A 21,288-nucleotide genomic window follows, 5' to 3' on the forward strand; every position below is an offset into this window, starting at 1 on the left:
CCGTCTGGCGCGGGTGCCGACGGGCAAAACTCCACCATGGGTTCTACAGTGTCCGCAGACCGCGGGGCAACCGCAAGCGCACGCCCGCACCGCGTGCTTTTTGGTTGTCATGCAACGGCGCATAATGGGGTGTTCCGACTTGCCGCGCATCCTGTTCATGTCACGGGCAGCTGCAATAATGAAGGTTGAAATCCGATGGCGAAGTGCCGTAAGACGGGCCGTGTGTGCGGATCTATCGTGCCGCGAAGCGCCCGATGGTCGTGTCGAGGCCGCGCGGCGCAAGCGAGGGCGATATGGATTTCGAATCGAGCACCAGCTCCGACGGCATCGAGGCCCGGCTGCGCGGCCGGCTGGAATTCACCGATCACGACCGTCTGAGGGACATCGTCCGGCTGCTCGAATCCGACGGCATCAAGCGCATGGTCATCGACCTGAAGGACCTGGAGTTCATCGACTCCGCGGGGCTCGGCATGCTGCTGATCATGCAGGAGGAGGCGGAGCAGCGGAACGTCAAGCTGATCGTCCGCGGCCCCCGGAACGACGTGAAGCGCTCCATCGATCTGGCCAGGATTTCCGAGATCATCACCATTGAGACCTGACGCACCCGATACCGGGGCCGGCATGGCCCCGCGCATCGATGGCGAACGGCCGGGGCCGGGGCTCGCGGCGCGGGTGGCCGCGCGTTACGGGCTCAAGGTGGAGGAATGCCGGGCGTCGGCCGACCCGGCCCAGAGCGTCGCCGGCGCCGTCCTGTTGGACCATGGCGCCACCCGCGACGACATCATGGCGGCCCTCGGGGGCACCGCCTTCCACACCATCGAGCGTGATTCCGCGGGCGGCGCGGAGGGTGACTGGCAGGGGGTGCCGGTCTGCGACCATGGTTTGTATTTGTCCCTGACCACCCGAACGGCGTTCGGCGCGCAGTGCGCGGTGCTGGTGTGCGACGCGCTGGCCGCCCGTGGCGTTCTGACGCAGGAACGGCGCTCCGCGGTGGAGCTGTGCCTGCACGAGGCGGTGGCGAACGCCGTCGTCCACGGCAACCTGGAAATCGCCAGCTCCGCCAAGGACCGGCCGGACGGTTACCGGGTGTTCAGCCAGCTGGTGGGCGAGCGGATGCGCGATCCGGTGCTGGGCAACCGCCGCACCGACATCTTCGCACGCTGGCGCGGGGCGGTTCTGGTGATCGCGGTGTCCGACCAGGGCAACGGCTTCGACACGGCGATCCTGCCCCCGGACGCCGGCGGCACCGCGCGGTCGGGCCGGGGCTTCATCTTCATGCGGGCGCTGGCGCAGGATGTGACGGTCACCGACGGCGGTCGTTGCACCGCGCTGCGTTTCGAACTCTGAACCGGACGACGCGCATGACCATTTCGCTGCGGGACAGCCGGGTTCTCATCGTCGACGACAACGAGTTCAATCGCAAGTCGCTGGCGATCGTGATCCGGCGGGCCGGCATCCAGAACATCGAGTTCGCGGTGGACGGCGTCGACGGGCTGGAGAAGGTGGAGCGCTTCCGCCCCGACCTCGTGCTGCTCGACGTGGACATGCCGAACATGGACGGGCTGGAAATGTGCCGCCAGCTCCGCCGGAACGCCACCCACGCCGAGCTGCCCATCCTGTTCCAGACCGCGCTGGACGGCGACGACGAGCAGGTGCGCTGCTTCGAGGCGGGCGGCAGCGACTTCATCTCCAAGCCGATCAAGCCCGGCGAATGCGCCGCCCGGGTCCGCCACCAGCTCGAAAGGCGCAAGCTGTTCAAGGATCTGGCCGAATTCCGCGGGCGTGTGGAGAAGGAGCTGAAGCACGCCCAGGCGATGCAGCTCTCCCTGCTGCCGGAGAAGCGGCGGCTGGTGGAGGTGGGCGACCGCTACGGGCTGCGCATCGACAGCCACTTCGAGACCTCGTCGGAGCTGGGCGGCGACCTGTGGAACGTGTTCGAGATCGACGAGCGGCACATCGGCTTCCTGATGGCCGATTTCGCCGGTCACGGCATCACCGCGGCGATCAACACCTTCCGCCTGCACACGCTGATCGACCGCTTCGCCGTGGCCTGGCTGAACCCGGCGCAGTGGCTGAGCAACCTGAACAACGCCCTGAAGGACGTGCTGACCACCGGCCAGTTCGCCACCGCGATCTACGCCGTGCTCGACACCGGCACCAACGCGCTGACCTACGCCTCGGCCGGGGCGCCCAACCCGGTGCTGGGGACCGAGGGCGACCTGGGGCTGATCGATTCCGCGGGGCTGCTGCTGGGCGTGTCGCGCAAGGCGCGCTACACCAACCGCACCGTGGCGCTGCCGCCGGGCGGCTTCCTGTTCCTCTATTCCGACGCGCTGATCGAGAGCCGCACGGCGGATGGGCGCTGCATCGGCTCCGACCGCATCCTGGAGATCGTGCAGTCGGCGCTGGACCAGCGGCCCGACGCGCCGCTCGCCCATCTGCTCGACGATTTCTTCGCCAATGTGGACCGGCCGCTGCGCGACGACCTCACCGCCGTGTGGATCGCCCGGCGCTGAGGCGCTGGCGCCATCCGGCGCCACGGCGCCGGGCTGGCGTCAGGTCTCCGCGCCGCGCCGCCGCATCCGCAGGAACTGGCGCCGTGCGAAGAAGCCCAGCGCCACCACCAGCAGGATGCCCACCAGCACCTTCGGCCCATACTCGCCGACGCGCGCGGCCGCCTCGCCCAACAAATAGCCGGCCCCGGCGAAGCTGAAGGCCCAGAGCCCCGCGGCGATGAAGTTCCAGAACAGGAACTTGCTCCAAGGCATGCCCGACGTGCCGACGGCGACGGAGGCGACGTTGCGCACGCCGTAGAGGAAGCGGAAGACCAGGATGAAGCCGACGCCGTAGCGTTCCAGCCAAGCCAGAACCTTCTCCGCCCGCGGCTGCGCCGCGGGGAAGCGGGCCAGCGCCTTGTTGCCCCAGCGCCGGCCGAGCCAGAACCAGAGCTGATCACCACAGAAGCTGCCCATCCACACCGTCGCGATCAGCAATCGCAGATCGAGGACGCCAAGGTGAGCCGCCATCCCGCCGAAGATGACAAACGTTTCACCTTCGAAGAAAGCCCAGAAGAACGCCAGGGGATAGAAGGCATCCCCCCACTCCTGCAACCAGGTGATCCAGTCCAAAAGCGACCCCGAACCGCAACATCTCCGCCGGACCCGCTGTCCGGCGCGCTTACGCACTCTGACATAGGCGGCCCCTTCCTGTCCGCTGTGTTCTTCATGCTGCGACGCGGAATCCGTGGTCGATTATTCGGAGCGACCGGTCACGCGTCCTCGCCCGACAACTCCCCCGCCGTCTGGCGCGCGGCGCGGAGCAGGACGGGGTTGGGTTCCGCCGCCTCGCCGGAGTCGTCCGGATCGTCCGGCACCAGCCGCCGCTTCACCTCCCGCGCCGCCTCCACCACCAGCCAGGCGAGCCGCTGGTCGGTCAGCCCCTGGACCAGCGCCCGCAACTCGGGATTGGTCAGGGCGGCCGGGTCGAGAACGGCGGGGGGCGGTCTCGGAATGGGAGGGGCGGGCGGCGCTGCCAGCATGGGCGGCAGCGGCGGGGGGGCCGGCTCGCGCACGGCATCCACCGCGATCGGCTCGGCCAGCGTGGTGGCGCGCGCGCGCCGCGCCGGGCGCCGCCGGGGTTCGGTTTCCGGCAGGCTGTCGAAGAGAAGCGGCTGGGGCGCCGCGCCGTCGGTGCCTGTATTCATGCCGTGATCGCCCGTGCTGTCCCGGTTCGGGTCCCGTTGGTAGATGTTCACGGTTCATTCTACAGAACGGCGCCCGGCTGTCGAGCCCTAAAGGCGAACGTGCTCAAACCGCCGCGGCCAACAACCCGGCGCCGTCGTCGGGGCCGGCCAGCGGTGCCGCGGACCGACGTGCGGTCACCGCCAGTGTGTAGGGCTGGGGAACCGTCGGCTGGTTCCAACTTGCCGGGTATACGTAGCCCTGCGCCGCGATGTGGTAGTCTCCGGCTGCCGGGGCCGTGTAGGTGAGCGTGGTCGTGTTGCTGTTGTATGTCCCGTAGCTGTAGGCCACCGACCAGCCAGACGGGTGGTACAGGGCGAGATACTGGCCGCCGATCGTCAACGCACCGGTCGGACGTCCGGTCAGCGTGATCTGAATGCCCTGTCCGGCCAGCAGCCGGATGCGGAACCAGTCGGTGTCCGAGTAATAGGCGGGTGCGGTGAAACGGCCGGTCACGGTGCCGCCGACCGCCACGCGGCCGCTGGTGGTGGAATTGGCGGGGAGATCGGTGGAGGATTCGGACACGGATGCGGCGGCGGGGTCGATCCGGGTCTGCCTCCCCTCGCGCCAGCCATGCTGCACATAGTGCCGGATCGCCCCGGCGGAGTCCGAGCCGAAGGCCAGAGCAAGATCCAGGTTGGCGCCCAGATAGTCCTCCGCTGAGAACCCCATGCCCCGCCCCTCGCGGATGCCGTTGCGGACATAGTGTTCGGCCGCTGCCGTGGAACCGGTACCGAGCGCCGCGATGAGGTCCGTGTTCGATGCGAGATAGCGGTAGGAATCGAACAGGGTGACACGCCGCTCACGGTAACCATTGGCGATGTAATGGCGGGTCGCTGCGGTGGTATCGATCCCGAAAGCCGTGAGGAGGTCGCGGTTGACGGCCAGATAGCCCATCGCGTCGAAGGACGCCTGCCGTCCCTCGCCGCGCCCGCTCGTCACATAATGCTGGACGGCCCCCGCCGTGTTGCGCAGCCCATAGGCGCCGATGAGGTCGCCATAGGAGGCGATGTACCGCAGCGGATCGAACCCGGCGGTCGGTCGCTGCTCGGCCCGCCCGTTCTGCAGATAGTGACGGGCCGACATGGTGTTCATCGTGCCGAGAGGGGCAATCAGGTCCGGATTTGCGGCCAGATAGTTCCAATGGTCGAACGACGACCGCCGTCCTTCCGACCGGCCGCTGCTGAGGTAGTGCGCCGCGCCGGCCGTCGCCGAAACTCCCAGCGTGTCGGCCACGTCCAGGTTGGCGGCGAGATAGGACAGCCCGTCGAAGGTGACGGCGCGCCCCTCGTACGCCCCACTTCCCAGGAAATGCGCCAGCCCTGCCGCACCGTGGGTGCCGTACAGGGTCGTCAGGTCGCTGTAGGAGGCGATGTAGGAAAGCGGGTCGAAGCTTGGCAGCAGGTAGCGGCCGACGAAGTAATCGACGCTGCCCTGATGGGTGTGGAGGAAGTAACGGGTTCGGCCGTCCGCCGGGTCCGGAGCCGACCTGGGACCGTTGCCGCCCAGTTGCAGCGAGTCCTTCATCTCGGCGAGGGTCAGGGGGCGCCCTAGTCCGTATCGGGCGTAGGCTTGCAGTGTTGCAACGGTGGAAGCGACCTGTGGGGCGGCGAAGCTGGTTCCGTTGATCCCCGGTACGGGGACGTCGGTCCCGTCCGCCAGCACGGTGATCCTGCTGTCGTTCTGCGACCAATCGACCGGCGTGCCGGTGCCGTCATGCGCGCCCACCGCGATGACGTTGGACATGGACGCGGGGTAGAACGGGGTATCGAAGGACGAGCGGTTGCCATGGTTGCCGGATGCGGCCACGGCATAGATGCCACGCCCGGCCAGCTCGTTGATGGCGTTGGTGACCGAGGAGAACGAGCTTGGCCCGCCCCAGCTGAGGTTGACCGCACCGATCCCATAGCCTTGATTGCTGAGGGTGATCAGGCGGCTCAGTCCCGCTTCGGCGTCGTAATAGGACACGGAGTCCGATGGGCTCATCACCCGCAGGTCGATGAAGTCCAGAGCGGGGTTGACCGACCAGGCCGCCATGGCGGCGTAGGTGCCGTGGGTATAGGGCACGCCGTAATCGGTTTCCCTGTCGCCCCAGTAAACGTCATATTCGTACAGGTTGCGCCTGTAGGTCCGCTCGAACCAGTTCGAGATCCCCTGGTCCAGTACCGCGACGCTCCACGCCATGGCCCGCCTCCTGGAGCACCCGTGGGTTGTCCGCGATGCATCCTTACGGCGCGATTATGCGACCGGGGTCGCCGGCTTGGCAAGGCGGCGTTGTGCTACTCCGCCGCTTTCGCGTCGCTCTTGACCGGTGCCGGGGCGGGTTGCGCCGCAGGCCCGGTGGCGAGCTGGGACAGCGTCTTGCGCGGGTCGAAGGCGTCGCGCACCGCCTCGCCGATGAAGATCAGCAGGCTCAGCATGATCGCCAGCACGAAGAAGGCGGTCAGGCCCAGCCACGGCGCCTGCAGGTTCGCCTTTCCCTGCGCCAGCAGCTCGCCCAGGCTGGGCGACCCCGGCGGCAGGCCGAAGCCCAGGAAGTCCAGTGCCGTCAGGGTGGTGATGGAACCGTTCAGGATGAAGGGCAGGAAGGTCAGGGTGGCGACCGTGGCGTTGGGCAGCACGTGCCGCCACATGATCTCCAGGTCGCCGGCCCCCAGCGCCTTGGCCGCGCGCACATAGTCGAAGTTGCGGGCGCGCAGGAACTCCGCCCGCACCACCCCCACCAGCGCCATCCACGAGAACAGCAGCAGCAGGCCCAACAGCCACCAGAAGTTGGGCGTGACCACGCTGGACAGGATGATCAGCAGGAACAGGGTCGGCAGCCCCGACCAGATCTCGATGAAGCGCTGGAACAGCAAGTCGGTCAGACCGCCGAAGTATCCCTGGACCGCCCCCGCCGCGATGCCGACGATGGAGGACAGGATGGTCAGCGTCAGCCCGAACAGCACCGAGATGCGGAAGCCATAGATCAGCCGCGCCACCACATCGCGTCCCTGGTCGTCGGTGCCCAGCCAGTTCTCGGCCGACGGCGGGGCGGGGGCGGGGACCGGAAGGTTGTAGTTGATCGTGCGGTAGCTGTAGCGGATCGGCGGCCACACCGCCCAGCCCTTCTCGGCGATCAGCTCCTGCACATAGGGGTCGCGGTAGTCGGCCTCCGTCGCGAACTCGCCGCCGAAGGTGGTTTCCGGGTAGCTGGTGAAGACCGGGAAGTACCACTGCTCCTCGTAGCGCACGGCCAGCGGCCGGTCGTTGGCGATGAACTCCGCGAACAGCGTCACGAAGAACAGGATCAGGAATAGCCACAGCGACCAGAAGCCGCGCCGGTTGGCGCGGAAATTGGTCAGCCGCCGCCGCGTCAGCGGCGTGATCCGCATGCTAAGGAACCGGTCCTCCCCCGTGGTCGCCGCCATCACACGCTCCGCGCCTCGAAATCGATGCGCGGGTCGGTGACCACATACATCAGATCGCCCAGCAGGTTCATCAGCAGCCCGAGCAGCGTGAAGAAATACAGTGTGCCGAACATCACCGGGTAATCGCGGTTGATCGCCGCCTCGAACCCCAGCAACCCCAGCCCGTCCAGCGAGAAGATCACTTCGATCAGCAGGGCGCCGGTGAACAGCACCCCGATGAAGGCGCCGGGGAAGCCGGCGATGACGATCAGCATGGCGTTGCGGAAGATGTGGCCATAGAGGACCCGGCGCTCGGTCAGTCCCTTGGCGCGCGCGGTCACCACATACTGCTTGTTGATCTCCTCCAGGAAGGAGTTCTTGGTCAGCATGGTCAGGCTGGCGAATCCGCCGATCACCATGGCGAACACCGGCAGTGTGATGTGCCAGAAATAATCGAGGATCTGCTGCCGCCAGGACAGGCTCGACCAGTTGTCGGAGGTCAGCCCGCGCAATGGAAACCAGTCGAGATAGCGGCCGCCGGCGAACACCACGATCAACAGCACCGCGAACAGGAAGCTGGGGATGGCGTAGCCGACGATGACCACGCCGGATGTCCAGACATCGAAGGGCTGCCCGTCGCGCGTCGCCTTGGCGATGCCGAGCGGGATGGAGACGAGATAGACGATCAGCGTCGTCCAGATGCCGAGCGAGATCGACACCGGCATCTTGTCGATCACCAGATCGACGACGCGCTGGTCGCGGAAGTAGCTGTTGCCGAAATCGAACACCAGATAGTTCGACATCATGTGGATGAAGCGCTCGTGCAGCGGCTTGTCGAAACCGAATTCACGCTCGAGCTGCTTGATGAACTCCGGATCCAGGCCCTGGGCGCCGCGGTAGCGGCTGGTCACCTCGCTGCCGCCGGCACCCCCCTGCGGGCCGCCGGCACCGGGACCAGCCTCCCCCGCGCCGGTGCCGCCAATGCGGGCGGTGGCCTCCACGGCGGTTCCTTGCAGTCGCGCAACGACCTGCTCGATCGGCCCGCCGGGGGCGATCTGCACGATCAGGAAGTTGATGACCATGATCCCGAACAGGGTCGGGATGATCAGCAGGAGTCGGCGGATGATGTAGGCCAGCATCGTGTGGGCCGGACCTCCGGTTCGGTGTGCCGTTGGAACTCTAGTTCGCGGTCTGCGGCGCTGTCGAGGGCGTGCGCGCGGCCTTGGCCGGATCGACCCACCAGGTGTCGATCACCGCCAGCCCGTGCTTGGGGGCAACCGCCGGGTGGGAGAAGCGGTTCCAATAGGCGACGCGGTAGACGTTGTCGTGCCAGTGCGGGATCACGTACCAGTTCCACAGCAGCACGCGGTCGAGCGCCCGGGTGTGGGCGATCAGGCTGTCGCGGTCGGGGGCCTGGATCAGCTTCTCGATCAACTCGTCCACCACCGGGTCCTTGATGCCGATCAGGTTGCGGCTGCCCGGCTGGTCGGCGCGGGCGGAATTCCAGTAGTCACGCTGCTCGTTCCCTGGCGACAACGATTGGGCGAAGCTGGCGATGATCATATCGTAATCGAAATTGTCCGTGCGATTCTGGTACTGCGCGCTGTCCACCACGCGGATGGCGGCCTGGATGCCGGCGCGTTCCAGATTGCGGACGAAGGGCTGGACGATGCGCTCCAGATCCGCCTGCACCATCAGGATTTCGAAGCGCATGGGCTCGCCGGTCTTCACATTGACCAGCTTTCCATCCTTCAGCTCCCACCCCGCCTGTTTGAACAGCCCCAGCGCGGTGCGGAGCTGCGGCCGGATGTTGCCGGTGCCATCGGTGACCGGAGGCTCGAAGGCCTTGGTGAACACCTCCTCCGGCACCTTGCCACGGTAGGGCTCCAGGATCTTCAGCTCGGCCTCGCCCGGCGTTCCGGTTGCCGCCAGTTCGGAGTTGGCGAAGTAGCTCTTGGTGCGCCGGTACAGGCCATAGGACAGGTTGGCCCGCGTCCACTCGTAATCGAAAAGCTGATTCAGCGCTTCGCGCACCCGGCGGTCCTGGAAGAGCGGCCGGCGGATGTTGAAGACAAAGGCCTGCATGCCGCGCGGGTCCTCGTGGCGGATCTCCTCCTTCACGATCTGACCGTCGCGCACGGCGGGGATGTCGTAGCCGGTCGCCCAGTTCTTGGACGAATGCTCGCTGCGGAAGTCGTAGCCACCGGCCTTGAACGCTTCGAACGCCACGTCCAGGTCGCGGTAGTAATCGTACCGGATGCGGTCGAAGTTGTAGCGGCCCTTGTTGAGCGGCAGATCCTTCGCCCACCAGTCCTCGACCCGGCGGTAGGTGATGCCGCGGCCGGGCTGGACCGATTCGATCCGGTAAGGACCGCTGCCGACGATGGGGTCCAGTGTGGTCGCGGCGAAGTCGCGCGTCTCGAACACATGGCGCGGCAGCACCGGCAACTGCCCCATGATCACCGGAAGCTCGCTGTTGCCGGTGTCGCGGAAGGTGAAACGAACCTTGCGGTCCCCGGTCTTTTCCGCCTTAACAACGTCGGCGTAGTAAGTCCGGTAGTGGGGGTGGCCCTTTTCCTTCAGCGTCTCGAAGCTCCAGATCACGTCTTCGGCCGTCACCGGCCGGCCGTCGTGGAAGCGCGCCTGCGGGCGCAGCGCGTACTCCACCCAGCTCCGGTCGGGAGCCAGCGTGATGGTCTCCGCCAGTTCGCCGTATTCGGTCGTCACCTCGTCGCCGGAGCCGGTGGTCAGCGTTTCGAACACCAGCCCGGCCCCGACCGCCACCTGCCCGCGCAGGATGAAGGGGTTCAGGCTGTCGAAGCTGCCGAAGGCCGACAGCCGGATCTCGCCCCCCTTGGGGGCGTCGGGGTTGGCGTAGTCGAAATGGGTGAAGCCCGGCCCGTATTTCGGCGTGCCATGCTGGGAGATGGCGTGCATCGCCTCCTGCGCCGGCGCCGCACCCGCGCTCCCCAGCGCCAGCATCGCCGCCACCGTGACCGCACACGTCACCGCCCCGAGAATCCGCCGCGCCACCATGACCACTCCCCGTTCCCGAACGCCGGGGTTAAGGTGGGGTCCGGGGTATGGCACAATCAAGGCGTAGACGGGCTTTGGGTGCCGGGAAACCCCTCTCCCGGTGCGGGAGAGGGGATTTTTCCTCACATGTGCAGCGCGCGCCCGTCCACCGCCAGGGCGGCTTCCTTGGTGACCTCCGCCAGGGTCGGGTGGGCGTGGCAGGTGCGGGCGATGTCCTCGGCGGACGCGCCGAACTCCATGGCGACGCACAGCTCCGACACCAGCTCGCCGACGTTGGGGCCGACCATGTGCACGCCGAGCACCTTGTCGGTCCTGGCGTCGGCCAGGACCTTCACGAAGCCGTCGGTCATGTTGATGGCCCGCGCCCGGCCGTTGGCGGTGAAGGGGAACTTGCCGGCCTTGTAGGCGACGCCCGCGGCCTTCAGCTCCTCCTCGGTCTTGCCGACGGAGGCCACCTCGGGCCACGTGTAGACCACGCCGGGGATGACGTCGTGGTTGACGTGGCTCGCCTGACCGGCGAGCTGCTCGGCCAGCACCACGCCCTCGTCCTCGGCCTTGTGGGCCAGCATCGGGCCTTCGATCACGTCGCCGATGGCGTAGATGCCGGGGACGTTGGTCTGGAAGTGATGGTCGACCTTCACGCGGCCGCGGTTGTCGCGCTCCACGCCCACCTCGTCCAGCCCCAGGCTGTCGGTGTAGGGGCGGCGGCCGATGGCGACCAGCACCACGTCCGCCTCCAGCTCTTCCGCCGCACCGCCCTTGGCGGGTTCCAGCGTGAGCTTGACGCCGCTGTCGCCGGGTACCGCCCCGGTGACCTTGGTGCCGAGCTTGAAGGTCATGCCCTGCTTGCCAAGGATGCGCTGCATCTGCTTGGAGATCTCGCCGTCCATGGTCGGCAGGATCTTGTCCAGGAACTCCACCACCGTGACCTCGGCGCCGAGACGGCCCCAGACCGAGCCCAGCTCCAGCCCGATCACGCCGCCGCCGATGACGGCCAGGCGCTTCGGCACCTCGGCCAGGGTCAGGGCGCCGGTGGAGGACACGATGGTCGTCTCGTCGATGGTCAGGCCGGGCAGCGGCGTCACGTCGGAGCCGGTGGCGATCACGATGGCCTTGGACGCGGTGACGGTCTCGGTCGTCTCGCCGGCCACTTCGACCGTGCCGGGGGCGGTGATGCGGCCGTGACCCTTCAGCCAGGTGATCTTGTTCTTCTTGAACAGGAACTCCACGCCGTTGACGTTGGACTTCACCACGTCGTCCTTGAAGGCCATCATCGCCGGCAGGTCGAGCTCGACCCCGCCGACCTTCACGCCCATCTTGGCGAGGCCGTGGCCGGCCTCCTCGAACTTCTCCGAGGCGGACAGCAGGGCCTTGGACGGGATGCAGCCGACGTTGAGGCAGGTGCCGCCCAGCGTCCCGCGCTTCTCCACGCAGGCCACCTTGAAGCCGAGCTGGGCCGCCCGGATCGCGCAGACGTAACCGCCGGGACCGCCGCCGATGACCACGACGTCGAACGTATTTTCAGCCATGAGGCTTTCCTTCCGCCATTCTTCTCGTTGAGGACCCGCCGTCCCGTCCATCGGGGAAGACGCCGATTTATGCCGCCCCGCCCGCCAAACGGCAACGGGACACTTCGTCTCCTCACGCGCCGCCCAGGGTTGCGAAACGCAGGACCGTGTCGCCGTAGCGGCGCTCGTCCAGGGTCGTGAACCCATCGGGCAGGGTGAAAGTCGCAGAGGCCGCCTCCTCCACCACCGCCAGTGCCCCCGGCGCCAGCCAGCCGCCGGCCGCCAGAGCCGCCAGCGCCCGCGGCCCCAGATCGCAGCCGTAGGGCGGGTCGAGGAAAGCAAGGCTGTGGGCCGTCGGGGCCTTGGGCGGGCGGGTGGCGTCGCCGCGCAGCACCAACGAGCGCCCGTCCTCCCCCAGTGCCGCGATGTTGGCGCGGGCGGCGGCGAGCGAGGGGCCGGCGCTGTCCAGGAAGGTGGCGCGCTCCGCCCCGCGCGACAGCGCCTCCAGCCCCAGCGCCCCGGTGCCGCAGAAGGCGTCGAGCACGACAGCGCCCTCGATCCCCACCCAGCCGGCGTGGGCCAGGATGTTGAACAGCGACTCGCGCGTGCGGTCGGTGGTCGGGCGCACGTCCATGCCGGCAGGGGCGGTCAGGCGCCGGCCGCGGTGCCTACCGCCGACGATCCGCACCCTTCCTCTCCGATGCGGGCCGCGCTGGGCGCCCCTCCGGCCGGCCGCGCCCGGCGGGGGCGGCCTCGGCCGGCTTCGGCCCGCGCGGCTTGGAACCGGCCGGCTTGGGGGCGGCCGCCTTGGCGTCAGACCGCTTGGGCCCAGACGGCTTGGAGCCGGCCGGTTTCGGCCCGGCCGCCCTCGGCCCGTCGCTCCGAGGCCCAGCCGCTCTCGGCCCGTCGCTCCGGGGTCCGTCGCTCCGAGGCCTGTCGCTCCGGGGTCCATCGCTCCGGGGTCCATCGCTCCGAGGTCCGTCGCTCCGGGGTCCATCGCTCCGAGGTCCGTCGCTCCGAGGCCTGTCGCTCCGGGGTCCATCGCTCCGAGGTCCGTCGCTCCGAGGCCTGTCGCTCCGAGGTCCGTCGCTCCTGGAGCCACCGGGCTTCGGCCCGCCGCCGCGAGGGCCGTCCGCCGGCTTGGGCGCCGCGCGCGGGCGCTGCGGCGGCTTTTGCTTGGCGGTGGCGGTGCCGCCGGCGGGCTTCGGCGCCTCGTCCCCGCCACCGAAGAAGCGGGCCATCTGGTCGCGGACGACGCGCTTGGGAACCTCCTCCACCGCGCCCTCCTCCAGCTTGCCGAGCTGGAAGGGGCCGTAGGCGACGCGGATGAGGCGGGTGACCTGCAGGTCCATCGCCTCCATCACCTTGCGGATCTCGCGGTTCTTGCCTTCCTTCAGGCTGACCGACAGCCAGGCGTTGCTGCCGGTCACGCGGTCGAGCGTCGCCTCGATGGGGCCGTACTTCACGCCGTCGATGGTCGGCCCCTTCATCAGGGCGGCCAGCCGCGGCTCGTCCACCGTGCCGTGCACGCGCACACGGTATCGGCGCGTCCAGCCGGTGGTCGGCAGCTCCAGGTAACGGGCCAGCTCCCCGTCGTTGGTCAGCAGCAGCAGCCCCTCGGTGGTCAGGTCGAGCCGGCCGACCGAGACGACGCGCGGCAGGTCCGGCGGCAGCCGGTCGAACACGGTGGTGCGGCCCTTCTCGTCGCGCGCCGTGGTGACGAGGCCGGCCGGCTTGTGGTAGCGCCAGAGCCGCGCCGGCTCCGGCTCCGGTAGCGGCTTGCCGTCGACGACGATCAGATCGCCGGGGCGCACCACGAAGGCCGGGCTGGCCAGCACCTGCCCGTTGACGGAGACGCGGCCCCCCTCCACCCAGCGCTCGGCGTCGCGACGGGAGCACAGGCCGGCGCGCGCCAGCCGCTTGGCGATGCGCTCGCCAGCCTCCGGAGTGGCCTCGGGGGCGGAATCGGGCACGGAATCGGTGTCGATGGGGCTGTCGCTCATGGCGTGCGACCATAGGGCCAAGCCGCACGCCCCGCAACAGCCGCCGCGGGCCTGTGGTTGCCGGCCCTGTGGTTGCCAGTCAGTCCTCCAGTCGGAAGCCCACCTTCATCACCACCTGATACTGCGCCACCTTGCCGCCGCGCACGGCACCGCGGATCTCCGACACCTCGAACCAGTCGAGATTGTGCAGCGTGGCCGCGGCGCGCTCGACGCCATGGCTGATGGCGTCCTCGATGCCGGTGTCGGAGGTGCCGACGATCTCGATCTTCTTGTAGACGTGGTTTTCCATGGCGGGCGTTTCCTTCCTTCGCCGGTGGTCCTACCACCAGCTTGGACCCGTCCCGTCCCGCCCGCAACCGACGCCTTGACGCGGGTCCGCGCGCCGGGGCAGGGTCCGCCCCATGCCGACGCCCCCGTCCCCCATGCAGGCCGCCTTCGAGGAGGCCGAGGCCGCCGCGTCCCGCGGTGAGGTGCCGGTGGGCGCTGTGGTGGTGGAGGCGGCCACCGGCCGCATCCTGGCCCGCGCCGGCAACCGCACCGAGGATCTCGCCGACCCCACCGCCCACGCCGAGGTGCTGGCGATCCGCGCCGCCTGCGCCGCCAGGGCCGAGCCGCGGCTTCCCGATTGCGATCTCTACGTGACGCTGGAGCCCTGCGCGCTGTGCGCCGCCGCCATCAGCTTCGCCCGCCTGCGCCGGGTCTATTTCGGCGCCTACGACCCCAAGGGCGGGGCGGTGGACCACGGTCCCCGCTTCTTCGCCCAACCCACCTGCCACCACGCGCCCGATGTTTATGGCGGCATCGACGAGACGCGGGCCGCGGCGCTGCTGCGCGGGTTCTTCCAGGGCCGGCGGCACGGGTGATCCGCCCCGCCGGCCGTGCGTGTCAACCGGCCCGCCCCAGCAGTTCCCGGATGCGCGCGCCCAGCTCACCCAGAGGCACCTCCATCTGTTCGCCGCGCAGAAGATGCTTCACGGTGGCGCTGCCGCGGGCCTTCTCGTCGGTCCCCATCAGCACGGCGAGGGGGATGCCGGCGCGGTCGGCGTATTTCAGCTGTTTGGCGATCTTTCCGCCTTCGAACTGGATCTCGGTGTTCAGCCCGGCCGCCCGCAAATCCGTTGCGATACGGAAATAGTCCATCGACAGGGCGGGATCGAGCTGGGTGACCAGGACATCGGCCACGGCCCCGCCATCCTGGATCAGCCCGGCCTCCATGAGCTGGTAGAACAGCCGGGTGGCGCCGATGGAGATGCCGACGCCGGGCAGGGTGGATTTGGTGTAGTGGCTGGCGAGATTCTCGTAGCGCCCGCCGGAGCACACGCTGCCGATGCCGGGGTGATCGTTCAGGAAGGTCTCGTAGACCGTTCCGGTGTAGTAATCGAGCCCGCGCGCGATGGCGAGGTTGATGCGCACCGCACCGTCCGGCACGCCGAAGGCGCGCAGGCCGCGGATCACCTGGGTCAGCTCGTCCACGCCCTGGAGGAACAGCGGGCTGTCGATGCCCATGCCGGCCAGCCGGGCCAGCGTGCCGTCGTTGTCGGATCGTTCCGCGATCAGATCGAGGATGCGGTCGGCCGCCTCGCCCGGCACGGCCAGCGCCTCCCCGGTCAGGTTGGCGCGCACCTTGTCGCGGTCGAGCTTGTCCAGCTTGTCGATCTCGCGCAGCACCAGCACGCGCCGTTCCGGCTCCGGAATGCCCAGCCCGTCGAGCAGCCCCAGCAGGATCTTGCGGTTGTTGACGTTGATCGTGAAGCCGCCGAAGCCCAGCTCGCTGAACACGTGGTGGATGACCGCCGGGATCTCGGCGTCGTACTGGAGCGGCAGCGTGTCCTTGCCGATCACGTCGATGTCGCACTGGTAGAACTCGCGGAAGCGCCCGCGCTGCGCCCGCTCGCCGCGGTAGACGCGCTGGATCTGGTAGCGGCGGAAGGGGAAGGCGAGGTCGCGCTCATGCTCCGCCACATAGCGGGCCAGCGGCACCGTCAGGTCGAAGCGCAGCGCCATCTCGGGCTTGTGGCCCTGCTGCATGGCGCCGGTGGACTGCACGAAATAGACCTGCTTCTCCGTCTCGCCCCCGCTCTTGGTCAGCAGAACGTCGGACAGCTCGAACACCGGCGTCTCCACCGGCATGAAGCCGAAGCGCTCGTAGCCGCGGCGGATGGTGTCGAGCATCCGCTGGAACGCCACCTGCCGGCGCGGCAGCAGTTCCATGGTTCCGGGCGGGGTGCGGGGGGTGATCGGGCTCATCGGGTGGCCTGCCGGTCGGACTTGCGAAGGGAAGGCGGGTCTTCTAGCGGATTTCCGCCGGCCCGTCACGCCCCACCGGCCGTGCCACCTCGACGCCGTCAGCTGTTGCCGCTAGAACTCGCCGCCAAGTCCCCACCTCGCGCGACGGAGCCCGCGATGACCGACCGCCTGATCCTGCGCCGGCCCGACGACTGGCATGTGCATTTCCGCGACGGCGCCATGCTGCGCGCGGTGCTGCCCTTCACCGCCCGCCAGTTCGGCCGCGCCATCGTCATGCCGAACCTGCGCCCGCCGGTGGTCACCAGCGCGGACGCCGTGGCCTACCGCGAGCGCATCCTGGCGGCGCTGCCGTCCGGCCTGTCCTTCACGCCGCTGATGACCGCTTACCTGACCGACACCACGGACGCCGCCGACATCGTGGCCGGCCACCGCGACGGTGTGCTGACCGCGGTCAAGCTCTACCCGGCCCACGCCACCACCAACAGCGCCCACGGCGTGACCGACCTGGGCAAGGTGGCCGGCGTGCTCGACGCGATGGCCGAGGCCGGCATGCCGCTGCTGATCCACGGCGAGGTGACCGACGCCGAGGTCGACGTGTTCGACCGCGAGGCCGTCTTCCTCGACCGCGTGCTGGCCCCGCTGCTGGAGCGCCACCCCGGCCTGAAGGTGGTGCTGGAGCACGCCACCACGAAGGAGGCGGTGGATTTCGTGCGCGCCCACGCCGCCACCGGCCGGGTCGGTGCCACCATCACCGCGCACCATCTGCTGATCAACCGCACCCACCTGTTCCAGGGCGGCATCCGCCCGCACCTCTACTGCCTGCCCATCGCCAAGCGCGAGCATCACCGGCAGGCGCTGCTGGAGGCCGCGACCTCGGGCGAAGGGCCGTTCTTCCTGGGCACCGACACGGCCCCGCACACGGTGGCGTCAAAGGAATGCGCCTGCGGTTGCGCCGGCATCTTCACCGCCCCCACCGCGCTCGAACTCTACGCCGAGGCGTTCGAGGCGATGGGCCGGCTCGACGCGCTGGAAGCCTTCGCCAGCCTGAACGGCCCGCGCTTCTACGGCCTGCCGGTGGCCGACGACGTGGTGGCGCTGGAGCGTCGGACGGAGGTGGTGCCCGACGTGGTGCTGCTGCCCGAGGGTGACGGCGTGCTGCCCTTCCGCAGCGGCGAGCCGCTCGGCTGGTGCTTCGCCGGGGCGGCCTGAGCCCCGTGGGGGCGCCCGCACCCCTGCCGGTCATCCGCGACTTCGCCGCGGAGGCCACCGACCCCGGCCATTACGCCGAGCTGGGGCCCGGCTGGTCGATCGCCTCGGCCGACGTGATCGGCTCCACCGGGCTCGCCACCACCGGGCGCGACCGCGACGTCAACTTCGTCGCCGGTGCCGCGGTGGCGGTTCTGTCGGAGGTGCTGCGGACCCTGGGGATGGAAGACCCTTGCGTCCAGTTCGGCGGCGACGGCGCCATCGCCGCGGTGCCGCCGGGCGGGCGCGCGGACGTGGAGGCGGCGCTGTCCGCGCTGGTCCACTGGTCCACTGTGGAGATGGGCGTGCCCATGCTGGCCGGCGTCGTGGGGGTGGACGAGTTGAACGCCAGCGGCCTGGATGTGCGCGTGGCCCTCCAGGATGTCGGCAACGGCAACAGTTTCGGGCTGTTCCTCGGCTCCGGCGTGGCGGTCGCCGAACGCTGGATCAAGGAGCAGCCGGCCCGCCAGGTGACGCCGCGGCCGGGACCGCTGCCGGGGTTGGAGACGCTGTCCTGCCGCTGGCACCCGGTGCCGGCCAGCCGCGGCACCATCCTCTGCGTCATCGTCGATCCGGTGGCCCGCGGGACGGCCGGCGTCGCCACGCTGATGGGGTTGCAGGCGGAGATCGAGGCCGTCGTGCCGACCATGGACGCCGCCCCGCTCGGCCGCGGCGAGCGGCTGGCCCCGCGCTGGCCGCCGTCGCTGCGCTCCCTGCGGGCGGAGGCGCGCACGGTGCCGAAGGGGCGGCGGGTATGGAAGCTCCTGTCGGCTCTGGGCAAGTCGCTGGCGCTGGTGACCCTGGACACCCTTGGCAGCCGGCTCGGCACCTTCGACCCCAGCGTTTACCGCCGCGTCCTGGCCGAGCGTTCCGACTACCGCAAGGCCGCGGGCGGCACCCGCTTCGTGCTCGACGTCACCGAAGCCGAGGCGACGGCCATCGAGGCGCTTCTGGAACGTCGCGTCGCCGAGGGCGCCATCCGCTACGGCATGGCGCGGGCGGACGCCACCACCATCACCTGCCTCGTCGGCGACCTCGCCGCCGACCGCCACGTTCATTTCGTGGACGGTGCGGGCATCGGCCTGTGGCGGGCGTCGGTGATGCTCAAGGAGCGGTTCGGCAAGGTCGGGTGAGGCGGTGCCTCAGAACAGCGATCCCTGCACCGGCACGCGTTTCGGCGCCGGCTTCTCGTCCTTCGCGCGCCGCGCCGCCGGCTTGGGCTCGCCACCGTCCACCGTGGCCGCGGCTTCGCCGTCGTGGAAGACCAGCGACACGGCGCGGCCGGGGGTGGCCTCGGCGGCGCGGGTCAGCGGCTGGCCATCCTCCCCCCGCACCAGCGCGTAGCCGCGCTTCAGCACGCCCTCGTAGGAATAGCTCTCCAGCAATTGGCCGAGCGCCTGGAGCCGGGCGGCGCGGTCGTCGGTCAGCTTGGACAGGCCGCGGTCGAGTCGCGGCCGCAGATCCTCCAGCCGCCGCCCGCCCTCGGCGATGCGGATCACCACCGGGCGCAGCGACAGCCGGGCCGCCACCCGATCGTGCCGGCCGCGCGCCACCGTCACCGACTGGCGCAGCGCGCCGTCCAGCGTGCGGGCGGCGAGCGTCAGCCGGGCCGCGGCGTCGGCCAGCTTCTCCCGCGGGTGGCGGATGCGGGCGCCCAACTCGCCCACGCGGGTGCGGCGGCGCTCCAGGAAGGAGGTCGCCGCCAGCCCCAGCCGCTCCGCCCGGTCGTCCAGCCGCTGCGCGTGCGCCTCCAGCAGCGCCCGCGGGTCGCCGAGGCCGCGGGCCAGCCCTTCCAGGCGGGCGCGCCGGTCCTCCAGCCCGCGGTGGGCGCCGTTCAGCAGGCGGCGGCCGCAGTCCATCACCTGGGCCAGCAGCTCGGCGCGCACCGGCACCGCCTTCTCGGCGGCCGCGGTCGGGGTGGGTGCCCGCAGATCGGCGGCGTGGTCGATCAGGGTGGTGTCCGTCTCGTGCCCGACCGCGGAGATCAGCGGGATGCGGCTGTTCGCCGCCGCCCGCACCACGATCTCCTCGTTGAAGGGCATCAGATCCTCCAACGAGCCGCCGCCGCGCGCCACGATCAGCAGGTCCGGCCGCGGCACCGCCCCGCCGGGGGCCAGCCGGTTGAAGCCCTCGATGGCGGCGGCCACCTGCGCCGCGGCGTTGTCACCCTGCACGGCCACCGGCCACAGCAGCACGCGGCGCGGGAAACGCTCGGCCAGCCGGTGCAGGATGTCGCGGATGACGGCGCCGGTGGGCGAGGTGATGACGCCGATGACGTCCGGCAGGAAGGGGATGGGGCGCTTTCGGCCGCTGTCGAACAGCCCCTCCGCCGCCAGCTTGCGCTTGCGCTCCTCCAGCATCTTGAGCAGCGCGCCTTCGCCCGCCAGCTCCATCGACTCGATGACGAGCTGGTACTGGGAGCGGCCGGGGTAGGTGGTCAGCCGGCCCTGGACGATGACCTCCAGCCCCTCCTCCGGCTTCACCGCCAGCTTGGCCATGCTGCCGCGCCAGACGACCGCCTCGATCACCGCGGTCTCGTCCTTGAGCCGCAGGTAGCAGTGGCCGGAGCTGTGCTTCTTCGGCTGCGAAATCTCGCCGCGCACGCGCACCAGGCCGTACGCGTCCTCGATCGTACGCTTCAGCGCGCGGGCAAGGTCGCCCACCGAATATTCCGGCAGGTTCGATCCGGGGCGGCGCTGGGCGGCGGCGGGGGCCGGGGCGGGTGTGGTGGCGTCTAGGTCTTGAGTCATGGCGGGGGCATGATACAAGGCGTGGGCATCGTCAAGATAGGGTCGAAGGCCGGCAGCCATGAAAGTCCTCGTCGTCGGGTCGGGTGGGCGCGAGCACGCGCTGTGCTGGGCCATCTCCGCGTCGCCGCTCTGCGACACGCTCTGGTGCGCGCCCGGCAACGCCGGCATCGCCGATGTCGCCACCTGCGTGCCGATCGGGGCGGAGGATGTGGAGGGGCTGCTCGCCTTCGTCCGCGACAATGCCGTCGATTTCGTGGTGGTCGGGCCGGAGGGGCCGCTGGTGCTGGGGCTGGTGGACCGGCTCGACGCGATGGGGGTGAAGGCCTTCGGGCCGAGTGCGGCCGCCGCGGCGCTGGAAGGCTCCAAGGGCTTCATGAAGGATCTGCTGGCGAAATACGCCATCCCCACCGCCGAATACCGCCGCTTCACCGAGGTGGAAGCCGCGCGCGCCTATGTGCGCGACACGGGCGCCCCCATCGTGGTCAAGGCCGACGGGCTGGCCGCCGGCAAGGGCGTGACCGTCGCCCGCACGGTGGAGGAGGCCCTGGCCGCCGTGGACGAGGCGCTGGTGGACGGCCGCTTCGGCGCCGCCGGGGCCGAGGTGGTGATCGAGGAGTTCCTGGACGGGGAGGAGGTCAGCTTCTTCGCCCTGTGCGACGGCACGACGGCCCTTCCGCTGGTCTCGGCGCAGGACCACAAGGCGGTCGGCGACGGCGACACCGGCCCCAACACCGGCGGCATGGGCGCCTATTCCCCCGCCCCGGCGCTGACGCCCGAGCTCCAGGCCCGCGTGATGCGCGAGATCGTCGAGCCCACGGTGCGCGGCATGGCGGCGGAGGGGCGGCCCTTCAAGGGCGTGCTCTTCGCCGGGCTGATGATCATCGACACGCCAACCGGCAAGGTGCCGAAGACGCTGGAGTTCAACGTCCGCTTCGGCGACCCGGAATGCCAGACCCTGATGATGCGGCTGAAGTCCGACGCGCTGGCCGCCCTGGTGGCCGCCGCCGATGGGGTGCTCGGCAGCATCGACCTGCGCTGGTACGACGAGACCGCGCTCTGCGTCGTCATGGCCGCCCGCGGCTACCCCGGCGATTACGCGAAGGGCACCGAGATCCGTGGGCTGGACGCCGCCGGGGCGGTGGAGGGCGTGACCGTCTTCCACGCCGGCACCAAGCGCGCCGACGACGGCCGCGTGCTCGCCACCGGCGGCCGCGTGCTGGGCGTGACGGCGCTCGCCCCCACGGTGCGGGAGGCGCAGGCCCGCGCCTACACCGCCGTGGACGCGCTCGACTGGCCGGACGGCTTCTGCCGCCGCGACATCGGTTGGCGCGCGGTCGGGCGGTAGGGGCGAGTCTCGGATTGACGTCTGA

Annotated in this window: 19 protein-coding genes; 7 read left to right on the plus strand and 12 right to left on the minus strand. The window is 69.9% G+C overall.

The window, feature by feature from the left end; genetic code table 11:
* The first annotated feature begins 293 nt into the window (after positions 1-293).
* From HL658_RS22195 to HL658_RS22205, 3 genes are read left to right on the plus strand one after another with little or no spacing between them, the layout of a single operon-like run.
* Positions 294-599, plus strand: coding sequence for an STAS domain-containing protein (locus HL658_RS22195; RefSeq protein WP_180283083.1), 306 nt, complete (start codon positions 294-296; stop codon positions 597-599).
* A 22-nt stretch (positions 600-621) separates the two neighbouring features.
* The gene (locus tag HL658_RS22200; RefSeq protein ID WP_180283082.1) at positions 622-1,347 is read left to right on the plus strand and encodes an ATP-binding protein; all 726 of its coding nucleotides are present in this window, start codon (positions 622-624) and stop codon (positions 1,345-1,347) included.
* 14 nt (positions 1,348-1,361) lie between these two features.
* Positions 1,362-2,516 (plus strand): PP2C family protein-serine/threonine phosphatase, encoded by a 1,155-nt coding sequence (locus HL658_RS22205; RefSeq protein ID WP_180283081.1) that lies wholly within the window; start codon positions 1,362-1,364, stop codon positions 2,514-2,516.
* Positions 2,517-2,555: 39 nt separating this feature from the next.
* Here HL658_RS22205 and HL658_RS22210 read toward each other — a convergent pair whose 3' ends face one another.
* The 10 genes from HL658_RS22210 to HL658_RS22255 all read right to left on the minus strand — a co-directional run bounded on the left by HL658_RS22210 (position 2,556) and on the right by HL658_RS22255 (position 13,965).
* Entirely contained in the window at positions 2,556-3,128 is a 573-nt protein-coding gene (locus tag HL658_RS22210) for a DedA family protein (RefSeq protein ID WP_196242242.1), read from the minus strand.
* A gap of 140 nt (positions 3,129-3,268) precedes the next feature.
* Positions 3,269-3,703 (minus strand): hypothetical protein, encoded by a 435-nt coding sequence (locus HL658_RS22215; RefSeq protein WP_180283079.1) that lies wholly within the window; start codon positions 3,701-3,703, stop codon positions 3,269-3,271.
* Positions 3,704-3,806: 103 nt separating this feature from the next.
* A complete protein-coding gene (locus HL658_RS22220; protein WP_180283078.1) occupies positions 3,807-5,924 on the minus strand; it encodes a S8 family serine peptidase in 2,118 nt (705 codons plus the stop codon).
* A 95-nt stretch (positions 5,925-6,019) separates the two neighbouring features.
* Positions 6,020-7,150, minus strand: a complete 1,131-nt coding sequence (locus HL658_RS22225; protein WP_246337781.1) for an ABC transporter permease — start codon at positions 7,148-7,150, stop codon at positions 6,020-6,022.
* A complete protein-coding gene (locus tag HL658_RS22230) occupies positions 7,150-8,268 on the minus strand; it encodes a microcin C ABC transporter permease YejB (protein WP_180283077.1) in 1,119 nt (372 codons plus the stop codon). The genes HL658_RS22225 and HL658_RS22230 overlap by 1 nt, the downstream gene beginning before the upstream one ends.
* Positions 8,269-8,308: 40 nt before the next feature.
* Positions 8,309-10,165, minus strand: coding sequence for an extracellular solute-binding protein (locus HL658_RS22235; protein WP_180283076.1), 1,857 nt, complete (start codon positions 10,163-10,165; stop codon positions 8,309-8,311).
* Positions 10,166-10,287: 122 nt separating this feature from the next.
* Positions 10,288-11,694 (minus strand): dihydrolipoyl dehydrogenase, encoded by a 1,407-nt coding sequence (lpdA, locus tag HL658_RS22240; RefSeq protein ID WP_180283075.1) that lies wholly within the window; start codon positions 11,692-11,694, stop codon positions 10,288-10,290.
* 112 nt (positions 11,695-11,806) lie between these two features.
* Entirely contained in the window at positions 11,807-12,361 is a 555-nt protein-coding gene (gene rsmD / locus HL658_RS22245) for a 16S rRNA (guanine(966)-N(2))-methyltransferase RsmD (protein WP_180283074.1), read from the minus strand.
* Positions 12,342-13,676 (minus strand): pseudouridine synthase, encoded by a 1,335-nt coding sequence (locus HL658_RS22250; protein ID WP_180283073.1) that lies wholly within the window; start codon positions 13,674-13,676, stop codon positions 12,342-12,344. The genes rsmD and HL658_RS22250 overlap by 20 nt, the downstream gene beginning before the upstream one ends.
* Before the next feature lie 79 nt (positions 13,677-13,755).
* On the minus strand, positions 13,756-13,965 hold the full coding sequence (locus HL658_RS22255; RefSeq protein WP_180283072.1) for a dodecin: 210 nt from the start codon (positions 13,963-13,965) through the stop codon (positions 13,756-13,758).
* A gap of 133 nt (positions 13,966-14,098) precedes the next feature.
* Here HL658_RS22255 and HL658_RS22260 point away from each other — a divergent pair, with 133 nt between their 5' ends.
* Positions 14,099-14,539, plus strand: coding sequence for a nucleoside deaminase (locus HL658_RS22260; RefSeq protein WP_180283241.1), 441 nt, complete (start codon positions 14,099-14,101; stop codon positions 14,537-14,539).
* Between the two features lie 22 nt (positions 14,540-14,561).
* Here HL658_RS22260 and hisS read toward each other — a convergent pair whose 3' ends face one another.
* Positions 14,562-15,923: a histidine--tRNA ligase gene (gene hisS / locus HL658_RS22265; RefSeq protein ID WP_180283071.1), complete on the minus strand. Its 1,362-nt coding sequence runs from the start codon at positions 15,921-15,923 to the stop codon at positions 14,562-14,564.
* Between the two features lie 156 nt (positions 15,924-16,079).
* Between hisS and pyrC the strand changes: the two genes are divergently transcribed.
* Both pyrC and HL658_RS22275 read left to right on the plus strand, forming a co-directional pair.
* Positions 16,080-17,132 carry a dihydroorotase gene (gene pyrC / locus HL658_RS22270; protein WP_180283070.1) on the plus strand — a complete coding sequence of 351 codons (1,053 nt, stop codon included), beginning with the start codon at positions 16,080-16,082 and terminating at the stop codon, positions 17,130-17,132.
* Positions 17,111-18,301: a DUF3095 family protein gene (locus HL658_RS22275; protein ID WP_343055275.1), complete on the plus strand. Its 1,191-nt coding sequence runs from the start codon at positions 17,111-17,113 to the stop codon at positions 18,299-18,301. The genes pyrC and HL658_RS22275 overlap by 22 nt, the downstream gene beginning before the upstream one ends.
* 9 nt (positions 18,302-18,310) lie before the next feature.
* Here the strand turns inward: HL658_RS22275 and xseA are convergent, their stop codons facing one another.
* Positions 18,311-19,918, minus strand: a complete 1,608-nt coding sequence (gene xseA, locus HL658_RS22280) for an exodeoxyribonuclease VII large subunit (RefSeq protein ID WP_246337783.1) — start codon at positions 19,916-19,918, stop codon at positions 18,311-18,313.
* A gap of 58 nt (positions 19,919-19,976) precedes the next feature.
* Between xseA and purD the strand changes: the two genes are divergently transcribed.
* Positions 19,977-21,263: a phosphoribosylamine--glycine ligase gene (purD, locus tag HL658_RS22285; RefSeq protein ID WP_180283068.1), complete on the plus strand. Its 1,287-nt coding sequence runs from the start codon at positions 19,977-19,979 to the stop codon at positions 21,261-21,263.
* Positions 21,264-21,288 lie beyond the last annotated feature (25 nt).

Origin of the sequence: Azospirillum oleiclasticum (assembly GCF_013423485.1) — a bacterium.
Lineage (GTDB): Bacteria > Pseudomonadota > Alphaproteobacteria > Azospirillales > Azospirillaceae > Azospirillum > Azospirillum oleiclasticum.